24 protein-coding genes and 1 pseudogene are annotated in these 25,661 nt (G+C 38.3%); 11 read left to right on the top strand and 14 right to left on the bottom strand.

The annotated features are described in order from the left end of the window. Positions 1-85 precede the first annotated feature (85 nt). Both PR800_RS07425 and PR800_RS07420 read right to left on the bottom strand, forming a co-directional pair. Positions 86-1,009 (bottom strand): nucleoside hydrolase, encoded by a 924-nt coding sequence (locus tag PR800_RS07425; RefSeq protein ID WP_102139671.1) that lies wholly within the window; start codon positions 1,007-1,009, stop codon positions 86-88. Between the two features lie 23 nt (positions 1,010-1,032). Beyond that, the gene (locus PR800_RS07420; protein ID WP_241098825.1) at positions 1,033-2,220 is read right to left on the bottom strand and encodes a NupC/NupG family nucleoside CNT transporter; all 1,188 of its coding nucleotides are present in this window, start codon (positions 2,218-2,220) and stop codon (positions 1,033-1,035) included. A gap of 837 nt (positions 2,221-3,057) precedes the next feature. Between PR800_RS07420 and PR800_RS07415 the strand changes: the two are divergent. Together PR800_RS07415 and ttcA are read left to right on the top strand one after the other, a co-directional pair. Next, a pseudogene (locus PR800_RS07415) lies at positions 3,058-3,216 on the top strand (IS3 family transposase); the annotation flags it as partial. 249 nt (positions 3,217-3,465) lie between these two features. Then, entirely contained in the window at positions 3,466-4,380 is a 915-nt protein-coding gene (gene ttcA, locus PR800_RS07410) for a tRNA 2-thiocytidine(32) synthetase TtcA (RefSeq protein ID WP_102139673.1), read from the top strand. A gap of 259 nt (positions 4,381-4,639) precedes the next feature. On the opposite strand, the gene zntB is transcribed toward ttcA, so the two are convergent. Both zntB and PR800_RS07400 read right to left on the bottom strand, forming a co-directional pair. Further along, positions 4,640-5,623: a zinc transporter ZntB gene (gene zntB / locus PR800_RS07405; RefSeq protein ID WP_102139674.1), complete on the bottom strand. Its 984-nt coding sequence runs from the start codon at positions 5,621-5,623 to the stop codon at positions 4,640-4,642. 341 nt (positions 5,624-5,964) lie between these two features. Continuing rightward, positions 5,965-7,587: a peptide ABC transporter substrate-binding protein gene (locus PR800_RS07400; RefSeq protein ID WP_166265216.1), complete on the bottom strand. Its 1,623-nt coding sequence runs from the start codon at positions 7,585-7,587 to the stop codon at positions 5,965-5,967. A gap of 720 nt (positions 7,588-8,307) precedes the next feature. Here PR800_RS07400 and tpx point away from each other — a divergent pair. Next, the gene (gene tpx / locus PR800_RS07395) at positions 8,308-8,811 is read left to right on the top strand and encodes a thiol peroxidase (protein ID WP_102139675.1); all 504 of its coding nucleotides are present in this window, start codon (positions 8,308-8,310) and stop codon (positions 8,809-8,811) included. A 79-nt stretch (positions 8,812-8,890) separates the two neighbouring features. On the opposite strand, the gene PR800_RS07390 is transcribed toward tpx, so the two are convergent. The 8 genes from PR800_RS07390 to pspA form a co-directional block, all read right to left on the bottom strand. Continuing rightward, positions 8,891-9,265, bottom strand: coding sequence for an ATP-binding protein (locus PR800_RS07390; protein ID WP_102139676.1), 375 nt, complete (start codon positions 9,263-9,265; stop codon positions 8,891-8,893). Positions 9,266-9,491: 226 nt separating this feature from the next. Further along, positions 9,492-9,935 (bottom strand): hypothetical protein, encoded by a 444-nt coding sequence (locus PR800_RS07385; RefSeq protein WP_272530488.1) that lies wholly within the window; start codon positions 9,933-9,935, stop codon positions 9,492-9,494. Between the two features lie 5 nt (positions 9,936-9,940). Then, complete coding sequence (gene tyrR / locus PR800_RS07380) at positions 9,941-11,500, bottom strand: transcriptional regulator TyrR (protein ID WP_272530487.1); 1,560 nt, start codon at positions 11,498-11,500, stop codon at positions 9,941-9,943. Between the two features lie 240 nt (positions 11,501-11,740). Continuing rightward, positions 11,741-12,796, bottom strand: coding sequence for a YcjF family protein (locus PR800_RS07375; RefSeq protein ID WP_166265225.1), 1,056 nt, complete (start codon positions 12,794-12,796; stop codon positions 11,741-11,743). Further along, the gene (locus tag PR800_RS07370) at positions 12,793-14,190 is read right to left on the bottom strand and encodes a YcjX family protein (protein WP_272530486.1); all 1,398 of its coding nucleotides are present in this window, start codon (positions 14,188-14,190) and stop codon (positions 12,793-12,795) included. The genes PR800_RS07375 and PR800_RS07370 overlap by 4 nt, the downstream gene beginning before the upstream one ends. 344 nt (positions 14,191-14,534) lie before the next feature. After that, the gene (pspC, locus tag PR800_RS07365; RefSeq protein ID WP_004263899.1) at positions 14,535-14,891 is read right to left on the bottom strand and encodes an envelope stress response membrane protein PspC; all 357 of its coding nucleotides are present in this window, start codon (positions 14,889-14,891) and stop codon (positions 14,535-14,537) included. Continuing rightward, positions 14,891-15,121: an envelope stress response membrane protein PspB gene (gene pspB, locus PR800_RS07360; protein ID WP_004263897.1), complete on the bottom strand. Its 231-nt coding sequence runs from the start codon at positions 15,119-15,121 to the stop codon at positions 14,891-14,893. The genes pspC and pspB overlap by 1 nt, the downstream gene beginning before the upstream one ends. An 80-nt stretch (positions 15,122-15,201) precedes the next feature. Then, entirely contained in the window at positions 15,202-15,867 is a 666-nt protein-coding gene (pspA, locus tag PR800_RS07355; RefSeq protein ID WP_004263893.1) for a phage shock protein PspA, read from the bottom strand. Between the two features lie 279 nt (positions 15,868-16,146). On the opposite strand from pspA, the gene pspF reads away from it, so the two are divergent. From pspF to tnpB, 8 genes are all read left to right on the top strand, one after another. Then, the gene (pspF, locus tag PR800_RS07350) at positions 16,147-17,163 is read left to right on the top strand and encodes a phage shock protein operon transcriptional activator (RefSeq protein WP_210848137.1); all 1,017 of its coding nucleotides are present in this window, start codon (positions 16,147-16,149) and stop codon (positions 17,161-17,163) included. A gap of 492 nt (positions 17,164-17,655) precedes the next feature. Continuing rightward, the gene (locus PR800_RS07345; protein ID WP_102139683.1) at positions 17,656-18,261 is read left to right on the top strand and encodes a hypothetical protein; all 606 of its coding nucleotides are present in this window, start codon (positions 17,656-17,658) and stop codon (positions 18,259-18,261) included. A 365-nt stretch (positions 18,262-18,626) separates the two neighbouring features. Further along, complete coding sequence (gene sapA / locus PR800_RS07340; protein WP_102139684.1) at positions 18,627-20,312, top strand: ABC transporter substrate-binding protein SapA; 1,686 nt, start codon at positions 18,627-18,629, stop codon at positions 20,310-20,312. Further along, positions 20,309-21,274, top strand: coding sequence for a putrescine export ABC transporter permease SapB (gene sapB, locus PR800_RS07335; protein ID WP_102139685.1), 966 nt, complete (start codon positions 20,309-20,311; stop codon positions 21,272-21,274). Before sapA ends, sapB begins: the two co-directional genes overlap by 4 nt. Then, entirely contained in the window at positions 21,261-22,151 is an 891-nt protein-coding gene (sapC, locus tag PR800_RS07330) for a putrescine export ABC transporter permease SapC (RefSeq protein WP_102139686.1), read from the top strand. Before sapB ends, sapC begins: the two co-directional genes overlap by 14 nt. Next, positions 22,151-23,146 (top strand): putrescine export ABC transporter ATP-binding protein SapD, encoded by a 996-nt coding sequence (gene sapD / locus PR800_RS07325; protein WP_004910464.1) that lies wholly within the window; start codon positions 22,151-22,153, stop codon positions 23,144-23,146. The genes sapC and sapD overlap by 1 nt, the downstream gene beginning before the upstream one ends. Next, positions 23,147-23,950, top strand: a complete 804-nt coding sequence (gene sapF / locus PR800_RS07320) for a putrescine export ABC transporter ATP-binding protein SapF (RefSeq protein WP_102139687.1) — start codon at positions 23,147-23,149, stop codon at positions 23,948-23,950. Between the two features lie 526 nt (positions 23,951-24,476). Beyond that, positions 24,477-24,830: an IS66 family insertion sequence element accessory protein TnpB gene (gene tnpB / locus PR800_RS07315; RefSeq protein WP_166265234.1), complete on the top strand. Its 354-nt coding sequence runs from the start codon at positions 24,477-24,479 to the stop codon at positions 24,828-24,830. A 14-nt stretch (positions 24,831-24,844) separates the two neighbouring features. Here tnpB and PR800_RS07310 read toward each other — a convergent pair whose 3' ends face one another. Both PR800_RS07310 and PR800_RS07305 read right to left on the bottom strand, forming a co-directional pair. Beyond that, on the bottom strand, positions 24,845-25,027 hold the full coding sequence (locus PR800_RS07310; RefSeq protein ID WP_166265237.1) for a hypothetical protein: 183 nt from the start codon (positions 25,025-25,027) through the stop codon (positions 24,845-24,847). Continuing rightward, complete coding sequence (locus tag PR800_RS07305) at positions 25,024-25,257, bottom strand: antitoxin (protein WP_166265240.1); 234 nt, start codon at positions 25,255-25,257, stop codon at positions 25,024-25,026. The genes PR800_RS07310 and PR800_RS07305 overlap by 4 nt, the downstream gene beginning before the upstream one ends. Positions 25,258-25,661 lie beyond the last annotated feature (404 nt).

Below are 25,661 nucleotides of genomic sequence, written 5' to 3'. Positions count from 1 at the left end.
TCACTTAATTACTGAGTCAGTATCCATAATAAGTCTCTTTATTTTAAATAAATGTCAACTTAGATTCCAATTGCTACTCTTTACCTCAAAGAGTTATGATACGTTCTGTAATTAAAGATATTAATTTCGATGTATCAACGTCAGTAATAATTTTACATTTAGCTTCATTATATTTAGCTTTTGGGTCATGATTAATGGTGGTAGATGTGTAAGCAAAACTATGACCGAATAATTTATTAGACTCATATTCGATAGTAATTGAACCGTCAACACCTGAAAAAATCTCAGGTTTAATGAGGTATGCGATAACGCAGGGATCATGGAGAAATGGGTCAAACTCTGCATATCTTCGGCACATTTCAGCAACAGTCTGAGCGATGAGGCCACCTTTTTCCAAAGGACTACACAAACCAGCTCTTATATCAGCCTTACTTGTTACATCCAGACCAAGCATAGTAATATGTCGTGCACTATCAAAAACGATATGAGCAGCATGGGGGTCCACATAAAAATTAAACTCAGCAGCTGGCGTTATATTCCCCTGTGTAAATGCAGCTCCTCCCATGACTACAATGTCTTTTACATTATCGACTAATTTTGGTTCTTTGATGATAGCGACTGCGATATTAGTAAGAGAAGCCATTGTGCATAATGTTATTTCACCTGGATTTGACATTACCGTATCAATAATAAAATCTACGGCGTGACCAGAATAATTTTGATAATCTGATGCGGGAAGCAATACTCCAGCTAGACCATCAGTACCATGAACATGAGTTTTACTCCCACTTTTAGACATTAGTGGGCGTTCACAACCTTTCGCTAAAGGAATATCCTGCCTATTGGCTAATGCAAGTAATTGTCGTGCATTACTGTGAACCTTTTCTAATTCAACATTCCCTGCAACGGTGGTTATGCCTATTAATTCTATTTCTGGAGAAGCTAAGGCTAAAAAAATAGCAACTGCATCATCTACACCAGGATCACAGTCTATTATTATTTTGTGCATTTTATTACTCCTTTATTTATATTTTATACAAAAATACCAACAATCGTCGCTGATAAACAACTGACTAAAGTTGAGCCAACAATCAATCTAAAACTATTTGATGCAATCATTTTTCCATGTTCTCGGCTTATACTTGTGACGCAACCGATAATCATTCCAATAGAACCGAAATTTGCAAATGATATTAAAAATACGGACATAATTGCATCTGTTCGTGGTGTAATGTTTGTTAATTTCATATAGTCAATCATAGCAACAAACTCATTCGATAAAATTTTAGTTGCTATAATTGTTCCAAAATTAACACTTTCATCCCATGAACTACCCAAAATAAAAGCTAAAGGCGAAAAAATATAGCCGAGAATTCCTTGAAAACTAATTCCTAAAATATTTAAAAAAACATCGTTCAACATACTAATTAAGGCGACAAAACCAATAATTATAGGAACAATTGCAAGAATAAGCTTAAAGGCATCCTGCATGTGATCGGTCAACACTTCAAAAAATGACCCCCTTTCACCTTTATTTGTCCCCAAAGGACAACTTGCAATATCTGTGGGGTCACTTGGATTAATAATAGAAACAATAATAAAAGTACTAAAGAAATTGAGACTAACACCTATAAAAACATAGCGTGGCTCAATCATTTGTGTGTACGCGCCTAGCAATGCAATATCTACTGTTGAGACAGTACATGCAGCAATAGTATACATCTGTGCTTTAGATAGCCTTGGAATGTAATCTTTAATTGATACATAAGCAGGCATCATTCCGACTATCACCGCACTAATAGCAGCGAAAGACTCTAATTTTCCGACTTTAGATATTTTGTTAATTAGAAAACCTATAGTATTAATAATTAAGTCTAAGACGCCGATATATTTAAGTATACCAATTATCGAACAAATAAAAATCAAAGGTAAAAGAGCGACAACAACAAACACCATAGAGGTTTTACTGCTTATATCGCCAAAAACAAAATCAATCCCCTTATTAGCATAATTAATTATATAATGAATACCTGATGCTATACCGTCAAGAGTAGCAAGCCCAATTGTAGTATTCAGCATAATAGCTGCAACAATAAACTCCAATGTTAGCAATATTAGTATTGATGGAAGCTTATGTTTTATGTTTTTTTTACTAAAACTAAGTAAATACGCTATAAGAAAAACAAAAATTAGACTAAAAAAGAATATAAGATATTTCATAAATATCACCACATTAATAGATTTTAATCATGATTAGTTGATTTAATATCTCCTTAACCCACCAATTTAAAACAAAGAAACTTAAATTTTAGTTTCAACATATGTTCCTGCTTAAAAATATGAATTTAAGCATTTACATTTAGTTTATAGTTATATTGATAGTTCAAAACCCAAACGTGCAAAAACATAATAATTCAAATAAACGCATCTGTTTTGTTTTTTTTGATACATAACACTTAAAATGTGAATCACATCGCATTTATAAACTAAATTTAAAAATCAAAGATTCTCTTTTTACAAATAAGTCAGAGCGTTAATTAGCTAACATTTCTATTCAATATCTTATTGTTATTACAGCATTAAATTATTATAACCCTGTAATAACACACTCACTCCATCTCGCTATTATTTCCTCTGAATTGAAAAGCCTGATAATTAAAAATGGAAAACACATTCTATCTAAGAGTCACAAATATAGGTCCTATAATGCCAATATAGTTCCTACCGTGATTAACAGTTTATTAAGTTACTAATATTCCCATTTATTGATGAATATATAAAAATCACCAGTAGATAAAATTTTTTATTTCTTACTTCTTATTCATTATTAATCCTACTTATACTATATAAGAATAAGTAGGACACAATATAGTTGTGTTTTTCTAATATAAAAAAGATATACTTTATAAAATTAACAAAATGAACGATGGTAATTGAAAAATTGTTTATTCTATATCTAAAATAAAAGTAATTGTCCATTCCCCCAAAAAATAAGACAACTATAATTAGCTCCTCTACCATAACCATTGCAGAGGTCATGCTGAAAAAAATTCGATTATTCAATGGGTATTGGGTTTCATGCATAACAGTTTATATTGCAGTAAACACTTTAGAGCACTCAATATTATTGATGAAGGAACCCGCGAATGTTTAGCAATTGGAATTAATACGTCATTACCTACAGAGCGTGTTATCACGGGGCTTGAGTGTTTAAAGCTAAAACTGGAGGCATACCATCAACGGATAGAAAACGTTAAGTTTATGTGACTCTAATAACGGTGAGTGGGCTCCGATTTTCACCTCTTTGAACGAACTGGTATCACTCTTCCCTCAGGTTCTGCTATCATGGGCTTCTTTTTATAAATCTCGCTGATTAGGCTTTAAACATAGAACAATAATAATTTAAAAGCCGAATGTACAGTTATCTATCAGCAATATAACCCCCCAGTAATAGAACAGTATAGAATGACGACAAATAAAGAACAGTACAACTTAAACAAGTTGCAAAAAAGAATTCGCCGTGATGTTGGCCAAGCAATCGCTGACTTTAACATGATAGAAGACGGTGACCGGATAATGGTTTGCTTGTCTGGAGGTAAAGATAGTTACACGCTGCTTTCCATACTGCAAAGTTTGCAAAAAAGTGCCCCTATCCAGTTTTCATTAGTTGCAGTTAATTTGGACCAAAAGCAACCCGGTTTCCCTGAGCATATTTTACCTGCATACCTTGATAACCTTGGTGTAGAGTACAAAATTGTTGAAGAAAATACCTATGGGATCGTAAAAGAAAAAATTCCAGAAGGGAAAACAACCTGCTCACTGTGCTCACGTTTACGTCGTGGAATTTTGTATCGTACAGCAACTGAGTTAGGCGCAACTAAAATTGCGCTTGGTCACCACCGTGATGATATTTTACAGACCATGTTCTTAAATATGTTTTATGGCGGTAAGTTAAAAGGTATGCCACCTAAATTGATGAGTGATGACGGAAAGCACATTGTTATTCGCCCACTGGCTTACTGTCGGGAAAAAGATATTGAGCGTTTTGCGCAGGCTAAAGAGTTCCCGATTATTCCATGTAACCTATGTGGCTCTCAACCAAACCTACAACGTCAAGTTATTAAAGAGATGCTACGTGATTGGGACAAGCGTTATCCAGGCCGAATCGAAACCATGTTCCGCGCCACTCAAAACATTGTTCCGTCTCATCTATGTGATACCGAGTTATTCGACTTCAAAAATATTTCTCATGGAGATGACGTTATCAATGGCGGTGATCTTGCGTTTGACAAAGAAGAACTACCTCTCCAACCATTTATAGATGAAGATGACAAACCTGATTTTTCAGCAGAACGTCTTGATATTATTGAAGTAAAATAATGTATGTTGATAACCTCCTCGTTTGGAGGTTATTTTTACTCGGATTTAATGCAAAAAAAAGCCGATGTAAATTACATCGGCATTACAGTGGTCAATTATTCTGTATAAGAACTCAATATGAGAAAAACTACAATTATGGAGCACAACGTTCATCGCTCAACGTTGCATTCACCTGCAGGACTAATACTGCACTAAAACCTCTGTAGTTTTATTGATTTATCTCAAACTAGGTCCGGTTATAACAAATAAGTCATCAATATTAGAGCCATCGGCTTTTTCTTAGCCACCACAATACAGTTCCAATCAAGGCGGCTAATAAAACACAAAATACACTAAAGGCAAAACGAAATTCATTACCGGGGATCCCCCCTAAATTCACACCAAATAAACCCGTTAAAAATGTTGTTGGTAAGAATATCATGGCCATTAATGACATTGTATAAATACGCCGGTTCATCATTTCAGTCATCATATTCGTTATCTCGTCAGAAATAATCGCTGTACGGGCAATAAAACCATCGAGATCTTCAATACAACGCCCTAATCGGTCAGAAATTTCTTGAATTCGACGGCGATCCGTTTCATCTAACCAAAGTAATTTTTCCGTTGTCAAACGGGAAAACATATCTCTTTGCGGGGCCATATAACGGCGGATCACAATAATTTGTTTACGAAGTAATGCAAATTCCCCTCTATCAGGAATTTCGCCATTTAATATGGAGTCTTCCATATCAATTAAACGCTCATGCAAAGAATCAGTAAAATCACTTATTTCATCTGTAATAGAATCAGCAACCTCAACTAACCAATCACCCGTACTTTGCGCGCCTACTCCCTGATTTAAGTCATCAATAACAGGATCTAAGGAATTTACTTTTCGATGACGACTAGAAATAATTATTCGGTTATTAATAAATACTCTAAATGCAATTAATTGCTCAGGCCGTTGGCCCGCATTAGTATTTAATGTTTGCAATGTTAATAAAATACCATCACCAACACGGATCAATCTCCAACGTCCTGAATGCCCGGATAAAGCAGACTTCACCTGTTCATTGAAGAGATCTGATTGCTGGATCCAATTAAAACTTTGCGGATCCTTATAGTCATAATGAAGCCAGAACGGAGACTGCTGATTCGCGCTGGCATTCACGTCGATGGGAAGCAACCCACCATCTCCATTTAACTGAAATGCATGTACCGGATTTGAGTGTTGGAATAACGAACCATAAATCAACCCCATGCAATATCTCCCTTTTTTTTACATATGATATTTGTAATCGAACAGCTAAAATTTTGCATTTTTTTCAAAAGACGCATTAGTCATCACTAGATTGAACTACAAAAAAAAGATAAACAACCATAAAATTGAGGTGGTCTTACAAGTAACAAAATATCGCCATATTTGCTAAAGAAAATCACATAATTGACACAAACGAACAATAAAGTTCACGATGATTTTTTTATTATATAAGGGTAGTGTTTATTCCTTTTTTGGTCCTCCTTCCCATTCTCCAGAGGAAGGAGCTTTTTTCTTCCATTCAGAAAAAACAGCCCGCACCTTGTACAGGCTGAACACCTATTTTAATGTTTAATAATATAAAAACTGTGGCTATAAGCGACATCTTCAGGGTTGTTGATCGGATACCCCTTCAACCAAGGCTTAATCAAGCGTGCATTGGTATATTGGTAAATGGGTGCAATTGGAGCTTCTTCCGCAATGATTGCTTCCGCATTATTATAATAGCGGTTGCGTAATTGCGCATTTGTTTCAATACTCGCTGATGCGATAATATCATCATATATTGAGTTATTAAATTTTGGTATATTACCACTATGTTGGGAAGTGAGTAGTGATAGGAATGTTGAAGGTTCATTAAAATCACCTATCCATGACGCTCGTATAACATCAAAATTTCCTGTATTGCGGCTATCTATATAGGTTTTCCATTCTTGATTAACTAATTTGACCTCAGCCCCTAGTTTTTTCTTCCACATAGAGGCAATTGCAATCGCAATTTTCTGATGATTTTCTGAACTATTGTATAATAGTGTTAACTCTAACGGTTGATTTGGACCAAAGCCGGCTTGTTGTAATAATACTTTCGCTTGCTGGTCTAATTCTTTTTGTGAATAGCTATTGTAAAGCCCTTTTTCAGGCTTAAAGCCATCGGTAACATCAGGCGTAAAATAATTTGCGGGTTTTTCCCCTGTGCCTAATACCTTATTCGCAATTAATTGGCGGTCAATTGCCATAGATAAAGCTTTTCTGACACGGACATCATCTGTTGGTGCCCGTTGGGTATTAAAAGCATAGTAATAAGTCCCTAATTGGTCTGGTGTAAACACTTCATTAGGAATATCTTTCAATAATTTTTGATAGCGTTGTTTTGGAAATGATTCGGTAATATCCAAGTCACCTGCTAAATAACGATTTGTTGCATGAGATTCCTGGTTAATCGGGATAAATGTTACTTTGGTAATAACGGTATTTTTATGGTCCCAATAATATTTATTTGGAACTAAAACAATTTTCTCATTAACCACTCTATCAGATAAAACAAAGGCACCATTCCCGACTAGATTACCTACTTTTATCCACTCATTACCAAACTTTTCAACCGTTCCTTGATGAACAGGAAATAAACTAAAATTAGCCGCCAATGACGGGAAATAAGGTACTGGCTTATTTAAAGTAACCTTTAATGTACGCGTATCAACCGCTTCAACACCTAGCTGATCAGCGGGTAATTTTCCATCAATGATATCTTGCGCATTATTAATACCGGCTAATGCTGCAAACCAAGCAAACGGTGATGATGTTCCTGGTGAAACAAGTCGTTGCCAGCTATACACAAAATCCTGAGCCGTGACAGGGTCACCGTTTGACCATTGAGCATCCGACCTCAGTGTAAAAGTCCAAATACGGTTATCTACCGTGTTCCAACTTTGAGCTACCCCTGCAATTGGCTTGCCATGGTCATCTTGGTTAACCAGCCCTTCAAATAAGTCACGCATGACTTGCGCTTCCGTTAACCCCACCGATTTTACTGGGTCCAAAGACGCAGGTTCATCCTTTAAATGACGTGTAACCTCTTGGTTTTCAGCTAAAACTGTGCCCGTAGGTATCACCGCACTAATAGCTGGTGTAGTAAATAAAATTGAAGAAATCAAAACAGTTAAAGATGTAAATGAACGTTTATGCATTGTATTTTCTATCTTGTTAATATAAATAAGGTTAACTAAAAGCTGAGTTAAGTGATTTCACGTGAAGATACTATTATTAACAACACTACTGCATTTACTGATTAAGTTTCATTTAGGTAAATTATTATTTGAGCCGAATACTCATATAGCGATAAAAAACATAAGGTTATAGAGTAAAAAACATACTTAACTTAGGTAGTATCAAACAGCAATACAACTGAATTATTCTGTAGTTTATCTTAATTCATCATATGCTTTCATATTTCAAAAATCCACATTTCCTGTGTAATTAGTTGATTTACCGGTCTAAATATACATGAGCTAATATTCGTACTATAGAATAATAAACTAGCATATCCTTACCACATTTCCGATAACTAAATAATGACTCAAGAAACCAATACAGACAGAATTTCTTTTGTTACACTTCATTAGGCAATTTAAAAGCGTGCATCACAAAAAGCGCAAGCATTGATAAATGCTTAGTTGTTATATGATGATGCAGCTTACTGTAATAAAAAGAATGTAATATTGCCTAGCTCTCCCCCCTGTAGGGCTCAAGGTAAGAGATAAGATTTCTGTATAAAACTTGGTCATTAGTAAAAATGTAAAACTCAGCACTGTGTAACTGCCCATTAAAAAAACTTTAATCGCAAAGCTTTTTTATTAGAAGATAGATTAAGTTAACAGTGGCTCACTTTATGAACGGGAGAAAAATTCATGACACAGACAGTTAAATTAAAAGGTAATGACATCACAGTTAATGGTGTATTTTTACAAGCAGGCTCTAAAGCTAAACCCCTTACCCTTGTCACCAAAGATCTCAGCGAAGCAACGCTGGAAACTTATGAAGGTAAACGTAAAGTTTTAAATATTTTCCCAAGTGTAGACACCGGTGTTTGCGCTGCCTCGGTTCGCAAATTTAACCAACTAGCGAATGATTTAGATAACACTGTAGTATTATGTATTTCAGCGGATTTACCTTTCGCACAAGCCCGCTTTTGTGGTGCCGAAGGTTTAGATAATGTCGTTACGCTATCTTCTTTCCGTAGCGATTCATTTGCTAATGACTACGGTGTTGCTATCGCTAGTGGCCCATTAAAAGGCCTTAACGCACGCTCAGTTGTTGTCTTAGATGAAAACAACAACGTCATCTATAGCCAATTAGTTCCTGAAATTACTGAAGAACCTGATTACGATAGTGCATTAAATAGCTTAAAATAAGCTTTTCATATCATTTAATTCACTACCATTAATAATGAAGCGGGAATTTCCCGCTTCATTCACCAATATAAACACCACACTAATCCACATGAGCCCAATACAACGGCTGGTGGTTCTTCGCATTAACAACATTCGCAAACAGCTTATTGTCACTCATTATAGAGATCAAAGTATGAGAGAGCGTGCTCAATACTTTTAAGGCTTGGTCCTGAGTTACGGGGCAACAAGATGTCAAAATATCAATAATAAGGTCTCGAGGCTTATGGCCATTTTTTACCAATGCCTCCCACGTAAAACGGTTTTTCTTCGTTAAGTATTTTACTGCGGCTTTATTCATTAGATAAAGTTCGGCAGCTGAAGCTGCAGACTCAAACATATCATTTTTATAATGACTCTGGCTCATGTATTCGCGTAACTTACGATTTACAACAAAATTAATCGTGAATTGGTCCATGGCAACTCCTTGTAGGCTGAAACCCATCAGATGAGATTACGGTACCCTAAAACAGTAGCTGTCTTTGTTATATAGCAGGAAAATTCACCAATTAGCAATAGTATTAGTAGGGTTTTGCTATATTAAACGCGAGATAAAAGATAAATAATAAAAGATAGGCAGTAATATCTTTGAAAAAGCCCAATATTCACTTCTGTTGCTTACTCTATCGGGCCATCAAGTAGTACTAATCAGGATATTGAATAATTTCGAGAGCTGTCCCTTTAGTATCTTGAACAAACTGGAGATGAGTTTCTCCCCCAGCAAATTCTTGTTCAATTTTCAAGTTTTGATCACCATTCCAATGGTAACGAATAGCAATACATCCCTCCGATGGGCAAGGCATTTCAATATTCTGGTTGTTCTCTAAATTCTCAATAAGAAATTGTTTTCCATCAATTAATAAGGCTCTATATTGTGTGTAGGCCTCTAATAAAGATAAGTCTTTAAAATAACATTGAGTCAGCGCCCCATTCTCATAAACCTCATCCATTGTACGTACTACATCTTGGCAATACTTACTCAAACCATGATCAGGTATTGTTATCGCAATGCAAGAGCCACTTAAAACCAGCCCTATTGTCGCTAATACGCGAGTTATCCTTTTATTCCTTTTATTCCTTTTATTCATTTAATTTAGTTTTGCTCTTTTTTCATATTAAGGCCATATTCTCTCAATTTATTGGCAATTGCCGTATGAGAAATATCTAAACGTTTGGCTAATTTGCGGGTACTCGGATAATCACGATACAAACGCGCTAAGACTGACGCTTCATAGCGTTTAGTTATTTCATCTAAAGAGCCATTGAGTGAATCTAAAGCCAGTGCAGGAGGATTTACTACATCAGGTAATTGGATATTCTCTGCATCTAATATATTGCCATTAAGTTGGGTTAACCCTTGATAAAGCGCATTTCTTAGTTGTCTTACATTACCCGGCCAAGAATAGCTACTTAGATATTCTATCAGCGAAGGTGCCAATTTAGGTTCAGCAATATGAAGCTCTTTTGAAAAACTGCCTACAAATGTTTTCGTTAGCGGCAAAATATCTTCTTTACGTTCACGTAATGGTGGGATAGTTAATGTGAGTACATTTAAACGATAATAAAGATCTTCTCTAAATTTTTTTTCTGCAACTAATTCAGGTAAATTTTTCTGGGTTGCACAAATTACACGGACATTAACCTTAACTTCCCGCTCTTCCCCTACACGCCTAAATGTTCCATCATTTAAAAAACGTAACAACTTAATTTGCATTTGTGGCGACATTTCAGCAATTTCATCAAGCAACACCGTTCCACCGTTTGCTTGTTCAAAAAAACCTTTTTTGCCTTCAACTGCATTTGGGTACGCACCTGCCGCATAACCAAATAATTCACTTTCCACAACATCGTCGGGCATCGAAGCACAATTTAAACCTAAAAATGGTTCTTTTCCTCGAGCGCTATGCAAATGACAAGCTTTCGCTAGGATATCTTTCCCTGTCCCCGTTTCACCAACAAGTAATAATGGTTCATCCAACATAGCAACGCGTTTAGCGCGTTCAACGACATTTGCCATGACAGGACTAACTGCAATAATTTGTTCAAAACCGCTGCCATCCACTTCGACGACTTGTTGACGTTGCTTATCTAAAATCTCAGCCGATTTCAATAATAATACGGCTCCTGTGCAATGGAATTTGCCATTTTCATCTGCCAAAATAATAGGCGTCACTTGCATCAAGTAGTCTTGGCCTTTAATCACGACTTTTTCTGTATAAGCTTCGGGTAACTCTCGTTCAAACCAACGTGCTAGCCCTTGGTTGCCAACTAACTGAGAAAAGGTTTTTTCTCTAATTTTTGCCTCATCATAGCCAAATAATTGCAATGTCATTGGATTAACCAACTCAATATTTAGCTTATTGTCAATAGACAAAACAGATTCTGGAAATGAGTTCAATAATGCCCAAACCGCTTTATGCTCTCTTTCTGATGGCATAAAATAAATCCGGCGAACATCAATAACGCCATTAATACGCCGTATTTCTGCCATCAATGTGCTGAATACCTGAAAATCCACAGGTGTAAAGTTTAGGTAAATCCTACGTTGGGGAGATATTTCAATACCTTTCAAATCAATATTTTGTAGGACTAACAGATCAAGTAATTCACGCGTTAAACCGATACGGTCTTGGCAGGTCACTTCGAGGCGCATGGATAGAAACCTTTATCAAAAAAAGCCGAGAGAATGAAGGTATTTTAGCTTTAAACATTAAGGGAATACAGTGTTTGTGTCACAAATTGTTGACAGCCTGTAAGCTTTGTAGCCATCAACAAATAAAATCACAGCTTTTCTCAATTTTTTGTGACTTGAAATGACAATAAAAACATTAATCAACAAATGATGCTGCAGAGCGAGTAAAAACTGTCAACTCACCCTGCCAACGATGTTTCTCTACACTTTTTCTTTTTTACTTGGAATAACATTCTTCAATTGGCCAATTAACTGATGGCGAAAATCGGCTAAACGTGGCTTGTTTTCAATCCAAGGTAGCGGTCGACATAACTCCATGGCCTTAATACCTAAACGCGCAGTTAACAAACCAGCCCCAATACCTTGTGCTGCTCGTGTTGATAGCCTTGCGGTAATATCTTGAGATAACCAGTCCATCCCCACTTCACGAATTAATTCAGATGCCCCAGCAAAGGCAATATTAATCAGCACCATACGAAACAGCCTAATTCGGCTGTAATAACCGAGCTCAATACCATAGATTGCCGCGATCCGATTAATTAAACGAATATTTCGCCAAGCAATAAATGCCATATCCACCAGCGCTAACGGGCTCACAGCAATCATAATGGCCGATTCTGCGGAACAACGACTAATCTCTTTACGAGCCTGTTCGTCAAGAATAGGCTGAACCATTCGGCTATATAATTCAACAACTTCTCTATCGTTATGAGAGTCATGGAGAGTGGCTTGCCAATTAACAATCGCTGGATGCTGCATTGATAACGCAGATTGCTTTGCCAGTTTGTCACAAAAAACCTTTCCTTGCCCCATGCCATGGCTGTGCAATAATTCGCGAGCAAAATCCCGCTCCTCCGCACGCGCTCTTAGGCGATACAACCGCCGCCATTCGCCAACAACTGACCCGACACCCGCTACGACGATTAAGCCACCCGCAGCGGCGACACCTAATGCCGTCCAATCTTGTGTTACCCATGATTGGTGGATCCAAACGCCAAGCTGAGCAACGACACTGACACCAAAAATCCCCGCGGCCGCACCAACTAATTTCCGCCAAAAACTCCGTTTTGGTTTTAGCGCTTCGTTAATCAGGCTTTCAACCTCTCCCTCTTGGCTGTCCTGCTCTGTTTCCAGAGAGACTGGGGTAAATTTTTCGAGCTCTCGTTCATCAAAAACTTGGGCTTTTTTTAGCGATTCTTTCGTATTATTTTCACTATTCTCAGCGAAATCTAAACGCTGTTTTAAGGGTTCATTCATTTCAGTTTATCTCCCAACAAAAATTCAAGCGCACTGTCCATACGAATATGTGGCAATGGTTGATCCATTGGCGTTGGCCTTGGTCTGAAATCTTCAAATTGAAAACCTTGTGCTTGCCAAAATTGTTCATTAGGCAATCGTTTTGGCACCTCTCCTGGATAAAACATTAACGGTTGGCCATCACTTAGCCGATCCCCTTTTAATGCAGGTAATTTTTCACCTTTGTAATCCACAAGGCCACTTTCGGTTGCTTGTATTGACGCTAAACCCACACAATCCATGCTGATCCCTTCAAATGCAGCATGCTGCCACGCCTCTTGCACTAACTGCTGCAACAAAGCCACTAGGTTTGCATGTTGGTCTGGTGTTACATGGTCTGACTTGCTCGCCGCAAAGAGTAATTTATCAATACATGGCGAAAATAAACGCCTCAGTAATGTGCGCTTTCCATAATGAAAACTGCGCATTAATTGCGTTAATGCCATTCTCATATCATTAAAAGCATCAACCCCACTATTTAAGGGTTGTAAACAATCAACTAAAACAATTTGCCGGTCAAAGCGTTGGAAATAATCACGATAAAAGCCTTTTACGACATGTTCACAATAATATTGATAGCGTTGCTGCAATGCACCAATATTGGTGTTTTTGCCTGCCTGTGCGAGCTTTTTATCGCCATATTTAGCCACATTAGGCCATGGGAAAAACTGTAGTGCAGGCGCTCCAGCTAATTCAGCAGGCAAAACAAAGCGGCCAGGTTGGATAAAATGTTGGCCTTGGGCCTTACACTCCACTAGATATTGGGTATAGGCAGCGGCAATCTCAGCGAGTAAGTTTTCATCGACTGGGGCTAAGGGGTCACATTTCTCACACAATGCCAGCCACGAGTGGGCCAAATGCGCGCGTTTTCCCTTTATTAAGGTGTTCATTTGCTCAGACCACGCTAAATAATTTAAATCTAGCATGGGTAAATCCAACAACCATTCACCGGGGTAATCGACAATTTCTAAATACAATGATGAGTTATCGACAAAGTGACGTAAAAAAGAGTCTTCTGAACGGTAATGCAATTTAAGGCGTATTTCACTTACACCCCTTGTTGGTGTTGGCCATTGTGGTGGCTCCCCATAAAGTGATGCAATCCCATCATCATACGCAAAACGAGGTACCGACAAATCACGGTGAGGTATCCGCTTAACCCCTAACAACCGCTTATCACGCGCAGCAGAAAACAGAGGGAGCCGCGCGCCCGCATTCACATTCAATAGTTGATTGACCAATGAAGTAATAAATGCGGTTTTTCCACTGCGGCTAAGCCCTGTTACTGCGAGCCTAACATGACGATCAACACTTCTATTCATCAAATCGGTTAATTCACTGTGCAGTCGTTTCATGCTCCTCCCAAGACTTATCCTTTCAATTTAAACCCATTTTACGTCATATTGCGTACTATAATTTAGCATAAAACAAACTGTATTAGGTTAACCGTTTAATGAGTACATTAAGCAACCATTTACTCGTCAATAATTTAATTATTCTTCCTACGGCCCCAGCAGGACTATAAGAAATAAGCAACACTACTGCTAGTCGAATGCCTTTTTGCAGAAGACGTTTTTTTGCAAATTTTTTTATTCGATAAAGAACGTTATTTGCCATACTTCACTCACTTATTGATAAAAAACAAAAGGGATTTGGTTTTAAAACCTAATCCCTTATCATGTGATGGCGATACGATTTGTTATAGATTTCGGAATTTACTGTTCACTGTATAAGTATCTGATGTAACATATCTTTCAATTTGGCGTAGCTTCATTTCACCTGATTTTAATTGTGTATCGATTTGGTTAATCAAGCTGCTAACTTCTGGGCCAATATCTTGCTGTGAACGGTAGCCACTTGGAGCCGTTTCTACGACAAAACACATCACGATATATAAAATCAATGTAATTCCAAAGCTTACAAATAAGGCCAATACGGCTAATGCTCTGACCAAAGCAACCGGAAGTTCTAAGTACTCAGCAATACCCGAACACACACCACCGAACACACGTCTATCCGTTAAACGATAAAGTTTGCGGTTGCGAAATTGAGTCATTATTTTTGCCTCCAATTTGGGTGTTCTGCATCCAAAATATCTTCAAGCGTTTTAATGCGTTGTTGCATCTGTGATGCTTGCTCTGCTAATTGCATTAAACGTTGTACTTCATTTTCAGTTAGCTGACTCCCCTGCCCACTATTTTTTTTGCTGTAATGTAACCACAGCCAAATAGGCAGAATAAAAATGAGAAAAATGATTAATACGAGAGACAGAAAAACGTAGCCCATCACATATCCTTATACATATGGTTAACCTATCTATGGCACTGATACGATATGGCTAACGTACCAGTGCATCAAAATAACTATTACTGATCTTTATTGATTTTAGCTTTAAGCGCTGCTAATTGCGCGCTTATTTCATCGTCTGCTTTTAACTCTGCAAACTGTTGATCCAGCGATTTTTGTTTACCAATACCATAACTTTGAGCTTCGCCTTCCATATGGTCTATACGGCGTTCAAACTGTTCAAAACGAGCCATTGCTTCATCTAGTTTGCCGCTATCCAATTGGCGACGTACATTACGACTAGACTGTGCTGCTTCCATACGAACAACCATTGATTGTTGTTTCGCACGAGTTTCTTGCAGTTTGTTCTCTAATTCTGTGATTTCACCTTTCAAGCGAGTCAAGGTTTCATCAACAATTATCAGCTCATGTTTTAAGGTATCGACCATCGCACTCACTTTTTGCTTTTCAATCAGTGCGGCGCGCGCTAAGTCTTCTTTATCTTTCACCAGCGCTAATTCTGCTTTTTCTTGCCAATCAGCAACTTGTTTTTCGCCCATTTCAATGCGACGCTCTAAACCTTTCTTTTCTGCTAAAGTACGTGCTGATGTTGAACGGATTTCAACTAACATGTCTTCCATTTCTTGGATCATCAGACGGATCATTTTTTGCGGATCTTCTGCTTTGTCTAACAAAGAAGCGATGTTTGCATTAATGATATCGGCAAAACGTGAAAAAATACCCATTATTTATATCCTCTTGATGGATTTAATCATTCTGTAGCGCCTCGACCTGATTTGGCTTCCAACCCATACCTGACGCTCCGTAAGTCTAACAACAATTCGCATGTTGCTGTATTTAGCAATTGCTATTCACATATTTAAAATAGCAATTCGCGTGCCAACTTTTAAATTAATTCATATTAATATGATTTTAAAGAGAATAATTATAAGCTTCCCCTGAAAATCATTTTAGTCTATAGTTAAATTATCGGCATTTTAGACCAACTATTGGTAAAAAAAACCATGAAAGAAACCAATGAACCTATTCTTGGCGTTTCAAGTAATTTTCTCGATGTACTTGAACAAGCCTCTGAACTCGCACAACTCAATAAGCCTGTTTTGGTTATCGGTGAGCGTGGCACAGGTAAAGAACTTATCGCAGATAGACTTCATTACCTCTCTCCACGCTGGCAAGAAGCTTTTATCTCTCTCAATTGCAGCGGACTCAATGAGAATTTGCTGGATTCTGAATTATTTGGACATGAAGCGGGCTCTTTTACAGGTGCTCAAAAACGCCATCAAGGGCGCTTTGAACGAGCAGATAAAGGCTCTCTTTTTCTTGACGAGCTTGCTACAGCACCTATGTCAGTTCAAGAGAAACTCTTACGGGTCATTGAGTATGGCGAACTTGAGCGAGTCGGTGGAAGCCAAGCTTTACACGTAGATGTGCGTTTAATCTGTGCCACAAATGCCAATTTACCCGAACTTGCCAAACAGGGTCGTTTTCGAGCTGACCTCTTAGATAGGCTGGCTTTTGATGTTATTCGCCTTCCCCCACTACGTGAACGACAGCCTGATATCTTATTGTTAGCAGAACATTTTGCCATTTTAATGTGTGGTGAATTAAAGCGTTCACACTTTACAGGCTTTACACAACATGCCCAACAGGCCCTGCAACACTACCCATGGCCAGGTAATGTACGCGAATTAAAAAATGTCATTGAGCGCTCAGTATACCGCCATGGAAACCGAGCAGAGCCCGTTGATAATATTATTTTTAACCCATTTGGCGAAAAACTCGCTGAATTACATGAATCACCAAATACTCTGCCCTCACAACCTACCCAGCAACAAAAGGCAATATTGCCTTCATTACCTTGTGATTTACGTCAGTGGCAACAGCAATCCGAAAAAGCGTTATTAGAAAAAGCACTAACTGATTGCCATTTTAATCAACGTAAAGCTGCACAACGGTTATCATTAAGCTATGACCAACTGCGGGGGTTAATAAAAAAACATCAAATAAATATTGAAATTTAATAACTGACAGTCCAAAAAATACAAGTTTATTGTTTGGACTACTGTATTATACTTAAGAAGTAAAAATTAAATATATTGTCTTATCTTTATTACTAAATATTTCCAGTTCCATATTTTAGTTTCAAGAATTCTTTATTATCCCCAACTAATAAAACCCGATAAAGAATATAGATAAAACAAATAAAATCATTAAATATCAACAGATTAAATAAAATTCAAAAAAATAAATAGTTATTACCTCAACTTACGCACCCAATGAGTTAAAAATAACAAAACAATGATAACTAGTCATTTTTACTGGCCATTATATATAAATGTCATGGATATTCAGCACATTTAGTTAATTAAATATCCATGCTTAAGTCTATATTTAATTAATAATAGTGTTAAATTATTAAACTATTTTTACACCTTGTCATATTTAACTACTGTGCGAAATATATTTATATGATATCTCTATTAATATGATTTTTATTATATGAGGAGCCTATTATGAAGAATATAAATATACTCGCTATCACCTTTTTTCTTCTAGGGTTATCTCCTGTAGTCTATGCGGAATCATTGATGAGAACATTTTCTTACTGTGACGCTGCTTTTTTCGAGAAAATAAAAGAGTACCCCGTTTTAAACGATGTATCTAACAGATTGAAAAATAGGCAATTAGGTGACGGCGAACAAATTTCTGTTGATCTCAACTTTTCACCAACAGGTATTGTTACTTTTAACCGTTTTTTTGTTAGCTATAGTAATTTTGATAAATATGATGACTTCTCCTATTTAGGCTTACGTGGTCAATACTATTTTTGGGGATTTGAAACCACTCAAAGCCTCGAAGAGGTTGTCCGCTATACTTCATCAAAGATTGCTATTATAAAGGTGGGAAATACTTACATCTACTCACCGATGATCCGCCACAACTTGCAGGGTAAATGGGTATTTAACGAATACGCAACGCAAGACTACAACTTAGACCCGAATGCTGCTGAAAAAATGCTGATTATTGAAAAAGATGAGCAAAGAGGTGTTGTTCGTTTCTTTTGTACTCTCCAAGGTAAAGTGACCGATGAAGACCTACACTATGTGGGTTTAGAGTAATAGCAAAAAACAATGTAAAACAGGCTCCATTATTTTTACATAAAAAAAAGCCAGCACCCAAGCTGGCTATTAAATAAAACACTGGAAGCAATGTGAGCAATGTCATGCCTTGTCTACATAAGCACTTAGCTTAAGTGACAAAACGAATGATAATCGTTATCAGTGTCATTTGTAAAGCTTTTTAATGAGATTTTTTCTCATTAAGACATACTTCAATGATTAGTATAATAATTTAAGTTAATCATTATACTAACACCTTCCTTTTTTGCTTAATTTTTAAACTTTGTTTGGCTAAATTTTGCTTATACCCTGTCCCCCCATTTTTACGCTACAATAGGTGAATTCTAGTTAACGATGTCAGTGGTATGCGCCTATTAACTCTTTGGTTTTTATTTATCATATCTGTGTCTGCACAAGCGCTTAATAACCAAGAGCGCTTTACCGATATTGTGGCTAACGAGGTCCCTGCAGACATACGCCAAAAAGGTTTTATTTACTGTGTAAATGGGATTGTTACCACATTTAATCCACAGCTAGTCAGTAGCGGGCTAATTGTCGACCCTCTAGGTGCTCAAATTTATGATCGCCTGTTAGATGTTGACCCATTTACCTATCGCTTGGTTCCAGAACTGGCCGCAAGATGGGAAGTTCTCGATAATGGTGCGACTTATCGTTTATACCTGCGTAAAGATGTTAAATTCCAAAACACAGCTTGGTTTACACCAACGCGCAATATGAATGCCGATGATGTTGTGTTTAGTTTTTCCCGCATGTTTGAGGTAAACCAGCCTTATCACTATATTAATGGGGGGCGTTACCCTTATTTTGATAGCTTACAGTTTGCCAACAGTGTCCAAAGCATACGTAAAATAAATAACCATACAGTAGAGTTCCGTTTGAACTCGCCTGATGCGTCTTTTTTATGGCACTTGGCAACCCACTATGCTCCTGTTCTTTCATCCGAGTATGCCGATTACCTTTCAAGTATCAATCGCCAAGAGCTGATCGATTGGCGGCCTGTAGGTACGGGTCCATTTCATTTAGATGACTACCAAGCCGGGCAATTCGTTAGGCTCCTCAGAAATGATAACTACTGGAAGGGATTACCACGTATGGAAGAAGTGGTTGTTGATATGGGAGCCGGAGGAACTGGCCGTATTTCGAAATTACTCACAGGGGAATGTGATGTTCTAGCTTACCCTGCAGCAAGCCAATTAAAAGTATTACGAGATGACCCACGCTTGCGGATTTCTATGCGCTCTGGGATGAATATTGCCTACCTCGCATTTAATACCAGTAAACCCCCTTTAGATAAACTAAAAGTGCGCCAAGCCATTGCTTATGCAATTAATAATGAGCGTCTTATGCAGTCAATCTATTATGGTACAGCAGAAACAGCCGCGTCTATTTTACCCAGAGCATCATGGGCTTATGACAACCAAGCAAAGATCACCGATTATAATCCCGAGCTTTCCAAACAAATGCTCAAAGAGATGGGATTAGAAAATCTAAAATTAGATTTATGGGTGCCAATCGCCTCTCAATCATATAACCCAAGCCCACTTAAGATGGCTGAGCTTATTCAAGCGGACTTGGCACAGGTGGGTATTGTTATGAATATCCGTTCTGTCGAAGGCCGATTCCAAGAAAACCAATTAATGGATAGAAGCCATGATATGACATTAGCGGGCTGGACAACTGACAGTAATGACCCAGACAGTTTTTTCCGTCCGCTACTGAGTTGTGCGGCAATTGGTTCCCAAACCAACCTAAGCCATTGGTGTAACCCCGCCTTTGATGAAATCTTACATAAGGCACTCTTGACGCAACAATTAGCCGCACGTATAGATTACTACCACCAAGCACAGCAAATTTTAGGGGAAGATTTACCCGTCTTACCGCTTGCCTATTCTTTACGTTTACAAGCCTACCGCTATGATATAAAAGGGCTAATGATCAGTGCGTTTGGTAATACCTCATTTGCTGGTGTGTATCGAGAAATGGAACAGGCTGAGAAAGTTTCTCCGAAAAAACAGAGGCAGCAACCATGATTATTTATTCACTGCGTCGTTTTTTACTTTTATTAGTCACGGTGTTCTTCTTATCGCTAGTCAGCTTTAGCTTAAGCTATTTTACGCCCAATGCCCCATTGAGTGGCGCCTCACTTATTGACGCCTACATTTTTTATTTTGAAGGCTTACTCCATTTTGATTTTGGTGTTTCAAGTATCAACGGGGAACCCATCAGCGAACAATTAAGAGATACATTCCCTGCAACAATGGAATTGTGCATTTTAGCGTTTATTTTTGCTTTAACGACAGGTATACCACTGGGTATCATTGCTGCTTTTTGGCGTAACAAACCCGCAGATATTGCTATCAGTGTTTTTGCTTTATTAGGATTTTCTGTCCCTGTATTTGTACTCGCCCTAGTCTTAACCCTCTTTTTCTCATTACATCTAGGCTGGCTACCTGTATCTGGTCGAATTGACCTCTTATATAATTTAAAAACAGTGACTGGCTTTGCCTTGGTTGATGCATGGCTTTCTGATTCGCCCTATCGTAAGGATATGATTATCAATGTACTTGAACACATGGTGTTACCTGTTCTTACTTTGGCGCTGGCGCCTACAACAGAGGTTATTCGGTTAGTACGCAATAGCACCGAAGAAATCGCCAGTGAAAATTATATCAAAGCGGCCGCTATTCGAGGGCTTTCACGAATTAAAATCATTCGTCGCCATATTTTCCATAATGCCATCCCCCCAATTATTCCTAAACTTGGGTTACAGTTCTCCACCATGTTGACACTCACAATGGTAACCGAACTCGTTTTTAACTGGCCGGGGCTTGGCCGTTGGTTAGTGACAGCAATCCGCCAAGAAGACTACTCCGCAATTTCTGCTGGCGTAATGCTAATTGGCGCATTAGTGATTACTGTAAATGTGTTGTCTGATATTTTAGGCGCCATGATGGACCCATTAAAACATAAGGATTGGTATGTCCTCAGATAATTTTTATCGTGAACAAAAAATGCCATCCCCAACACGTGTGGTATGGAATATCTTCTCATCAGATGTGGTTTCTATGGTGGGATTTGTTGGTGTGTTAGTTTTATTAATTTTATGCTTTGTTGGCTCTTACCTAGCGCCTTATGCACTAGATCAACAATTTTTAGGTTACCAATTAACACCACCATCTTGGTCACATTATGGTGATGTTGCTTTCTTCTTTGGGACTGACGACCTTGGCCGCGATATTCTGAGTCGGCTATTAATTGGCACTAAATCAACGTTTGGTGCGGCTATTTTAGTCACATTGGTAGCAACACTGATAGGGTTAGTTCTCGGCTGCTTAGCAGGGATGACTCGTGGATTAAAATCTGCAATTTTCAACCATATACTCGATACATTACTGTCAATTCCGTCTTTATTACTGGCTATTATTGTCGTCGCATTTATGGGCGCTAGCCTACAAAATGCGATGCTCGCCATTTGCCTTGCATTAATTCCACGGATGGTAAGAACCATTTATGTCGCTGTTCATGATGAGTTAGATAAAGAGTACATTGTTGCCGCACGCCTTGATGGCGCTTCAAACATTTTTATTTTATGGTATACCGTACTACCAAACATCACCCCTATTCTCGTAACTGAACTAACTCGGGCACTTTCAATTGCCATTTTAGATATTGCCGCTTTAGGTTTCCTTGATTTAGGTGCACAACTTCCATCTTCTGAATGGGGCGCCATGCTAGGAGATACTTTAGAGCTTATCTACGTTGCTCCCTGGACGGTTATCTTACCCGGTGTTGCTATCATGATAAGCGTGCTTTTCGTTAACCTTTTAGGGGATGGGCTACACCGTGCCATTAACGCGGGAGTTGAATAATGCCACTACTAGACATCCGCAATTTAACTATCGAATTTATGACTGCCAATGGCCCAGTCAAAGCTGTTGATCGCGTATCCATGACATTATCTGAAGGGGAAATCCGAGGTTTAGTCGGCGAATCAGGCTCTGGGAAAAGCCTAATTGCGAAAGCTATCTGTGGCGTAACTAAAGATAACATTCGTGTAAAAGCCGACCGTTTTCGATTTCAAGACATTGACTTACTAAAACTCAGCCCACGTAAACGTCGCAAGTTAATTGGCCATAATATCTCTATGATATTTCAAGAACCCCAGTCTTGCCTCGACCCTGCCGCTGATATCGGCAAACAGCTTATTCAATCAATCCCAGGTTGGACTTATAAAGGCCGCTGGTGGCAGCGTTTTAATTGGCGTAAACGCCGTGCGATAGAACTGTTACACCGTGTGGGGATAAAAGATCATAAAGATATCATGCGCAGTTACCCTTATGAACTCACCGATGGTGAATGTCAAAAAGTCATGATAGCGATTGCGATAGCTAACCAACCACGGTTATTAATCGCTGACGAACCTACCAATGCGATGGAGTCTACCACTCAAGCACAAATTTTCCGTTTATTGGATAAATTAAATCAAAACAATAACATGGGAATTTTGCTCATTAGCCATGATATGGAAATGATGTCAAAACTTGTTGATCGCATTAACGTACTCTATTGTGGGCAAACGGTTGAGAGCGCAACACCTGAAGATATTCTGCAACGGCCACGCCACCCTTATACCCAAGCGTTGATCCGCTCAATCCCTGATTTTGAAAGCCCTCTTCCCCACAAAGGACGATTAAATACGTTACCCGGAGCAATTCCTTCTCTTGAGCATTTGCCTATTGGTTGCCGCCTTGGCCCCCGTTGCCCTTATGCACAACGCACTTGTATCAATGCGCCTCAACTGCGCAATATTAAAGGCCACCTCGTTGCTTGCCATTACCCGCTAAACACCGAGGAGCAATCTTAAATGGAAACCTTACTTGAAGTCCGTAATCTCACTAAAACTTTCCGTTTTCGTGAGGGCCTATTTCATCGGCACGAATTGCAAGCTGTTAAGCCCGTTAGCTTTAACTTACAGGCAGGCCAAACATTAGCTATTATTGGTGCCAATGGCTCAGGGAAATCAACGCTTGCACGGATGTTATCAGGTGTTGTAGAACCCACCAGCGGCGATATTTTCATTCGTGGTCAACGCCTAAATTTTGGCGATTATAGCTACCGTTGTCAGCGTGTTCGCATGATTTTCCAAGATCCAAGTACATCCCTAAATCCAAGACAACGTATTGGTCAAACGCTTGAACTCCCTTTAAAATTAAACACTGACTTGACTGGTATAGAACGTGAAAGGCGCATTATTCAAACACTTCGCCAAGTCGGGTTACTTGCTGACCACGCTGAATACTATCCGCATATGTTAGCATCAGGGCAAAAACAGCGTATTGCACTGGCAAGAGCACTTATTCTACAACCCGAGATTATTATTGCTGATGAAGCATTGGCTTCGTTAGACATGTCTATGCGCTCGCAAATCATCAATTTAATGCTAGATTTACAAGCAAAACAAGATATTGCATTTATCTATGTTACCCAGCACTTAGGTATGATGAAGCACGTCAGCGATAAAATGCTTGTCATGGATAAAGGCGAAGTTGTTGAGCGTGGTAATACCGCAGAAGTTTTAGCCGCCCCTCTCCACGACGTTACCCGCCGGTTAATTGAAAGTCACTTCGGTGAACCCTTGTCGATTGATGCTTGGCGGCAAGACTTGTAATTCGTCACTGGCATTAGTTATATTCAGAAGATAAAGAGGAACAGCGTACTAATCTGCCCTCTTTATTTTTTTATCTGGTAATAAACTTATTCAGGATAAGCTCCCGCGATATTTTGATCGTAATCCACTAAACTTCCCGTAAGCACACCATGAATCCAGCATTTTAATCATCCAGCCCTAACAATGAAATCAGTTCTCCAACCTCAAGGAGAGTTGAAATGGTAAAACAACACACCAATCAAGAATAACAAAAACTTATTGATCAATCTGAATTGAGGTCGTTGTCACAGCTCGTATTTTGCAAGCTCAACGAACTTAACCCATCCTCGTTTTATGCCAAACCTCAGCGGCTTAAGCAAGCTATAACCCTTCAAGGTTTGTAAAAGCAGAAATTGCCGAAAAAAACTGCATTCCAGGTAGCTCATATCCCCGCGCCCAGTATGACACTTGGTGTCAATGAGATTAAGCTTATTACTCCACAAGATACGCCTGTAGCCTATCTTGCCGAGCTCATCGGAGCCCTGTCATGAATCATCTGATCAATGCGCCCGAGATTTACCTCTACCGTGAATGTAGTGATTTTAGAAAATCGATCAACGGTCTGGCTGCCATCATCGAAAGTGACACTGACTTACCGCTTGTTCGTGGCGCTTTGTTCCTATTCACTAATAAACAGCGTGACAAAATAAAAATATTGTACTGGGATAAAACAGGCTTCGCACTCTGGAATAAACGCCTTGAAAAAGCCAAGTACCCGTGGCGTTCAAAAGAGAAAAAAACGGTGTTTGCTCTCACTCAATGCGAACTTGATAGACTGCTTTCTGGCTTCACGATTATCGGCCATCAATTGGTTAAAATATACGATTTTACAATGATATAATCGATAATAAAGTCTTATGTACCAAGCAGTAATGGCATATAAAGGGTATAACCGACACCATGAAAAAGACGCCCGATATCGAGTACCTGCTCCCTTGGAGCTTCAAGCACTAGCCATGCTGCCTCGTGGGTTAATTGGGCGGATACAATTTTTCGTACATCGTTCTCAGTCTCTGTAGTCAGAATGTAATTTATCAAACTCGTCCCTCTGCCAGTTCGTCTGCCATATATTTTGTTGAAACTAAACCTGTCAGACCATTATTAATACGAGGCTCTAATAAAGTTTTAAGCGTCAGACATGCCTGCTCATCCTCATTGGGAAAAAAATGCTCCAGAGTATACTGTTTGATCGTCTTCCCTTGTAATGCTGCAAGTGCTTTAAGGCTTTGATGTTGCTGCTCAGTGATATCAATAGTCAAACGACTCATAGTTAGTCCCTCATAAAAAAGCACAAACCTACATTACCGCATTTACATACTTAGCCCCATACACCTGAAATCAGCAATCAGCATAGCTAAAATGGGCATTACTCCAGGTAATGAGATTGTTATCTTATTTAAATTTTTGTGATGATTGTATCGTTTATGCATCAACAGTGGAATAAATGATGCTTTTATATTGCACAAGATATTTTTGTTCAATAGTATACCTGAATTGATTAACAGGGTTTAATAAATAGGGTATTTGGTAGAAGTAATATAATAATATAATAATATAATAATATAATAATATAATAATATAATAATATAATAATATAATAATATAATAATATAATAATATAATAATATAATAATATAATAATATAATAATATAATAATATAATAATATAATA

This window comes from Providencia sp. PROV205 (genome assembly GCF_028479505.1).
Lineage (GTDB): Bacteria > Pseudomonadota > Gammaproteobacteria > Enterobacterales > Enterobacteriaceae > Providencia > Providencia huaxiensis.
This window is presented reverse-complemented; position numbering and strand designations above follow the sequence as displayed.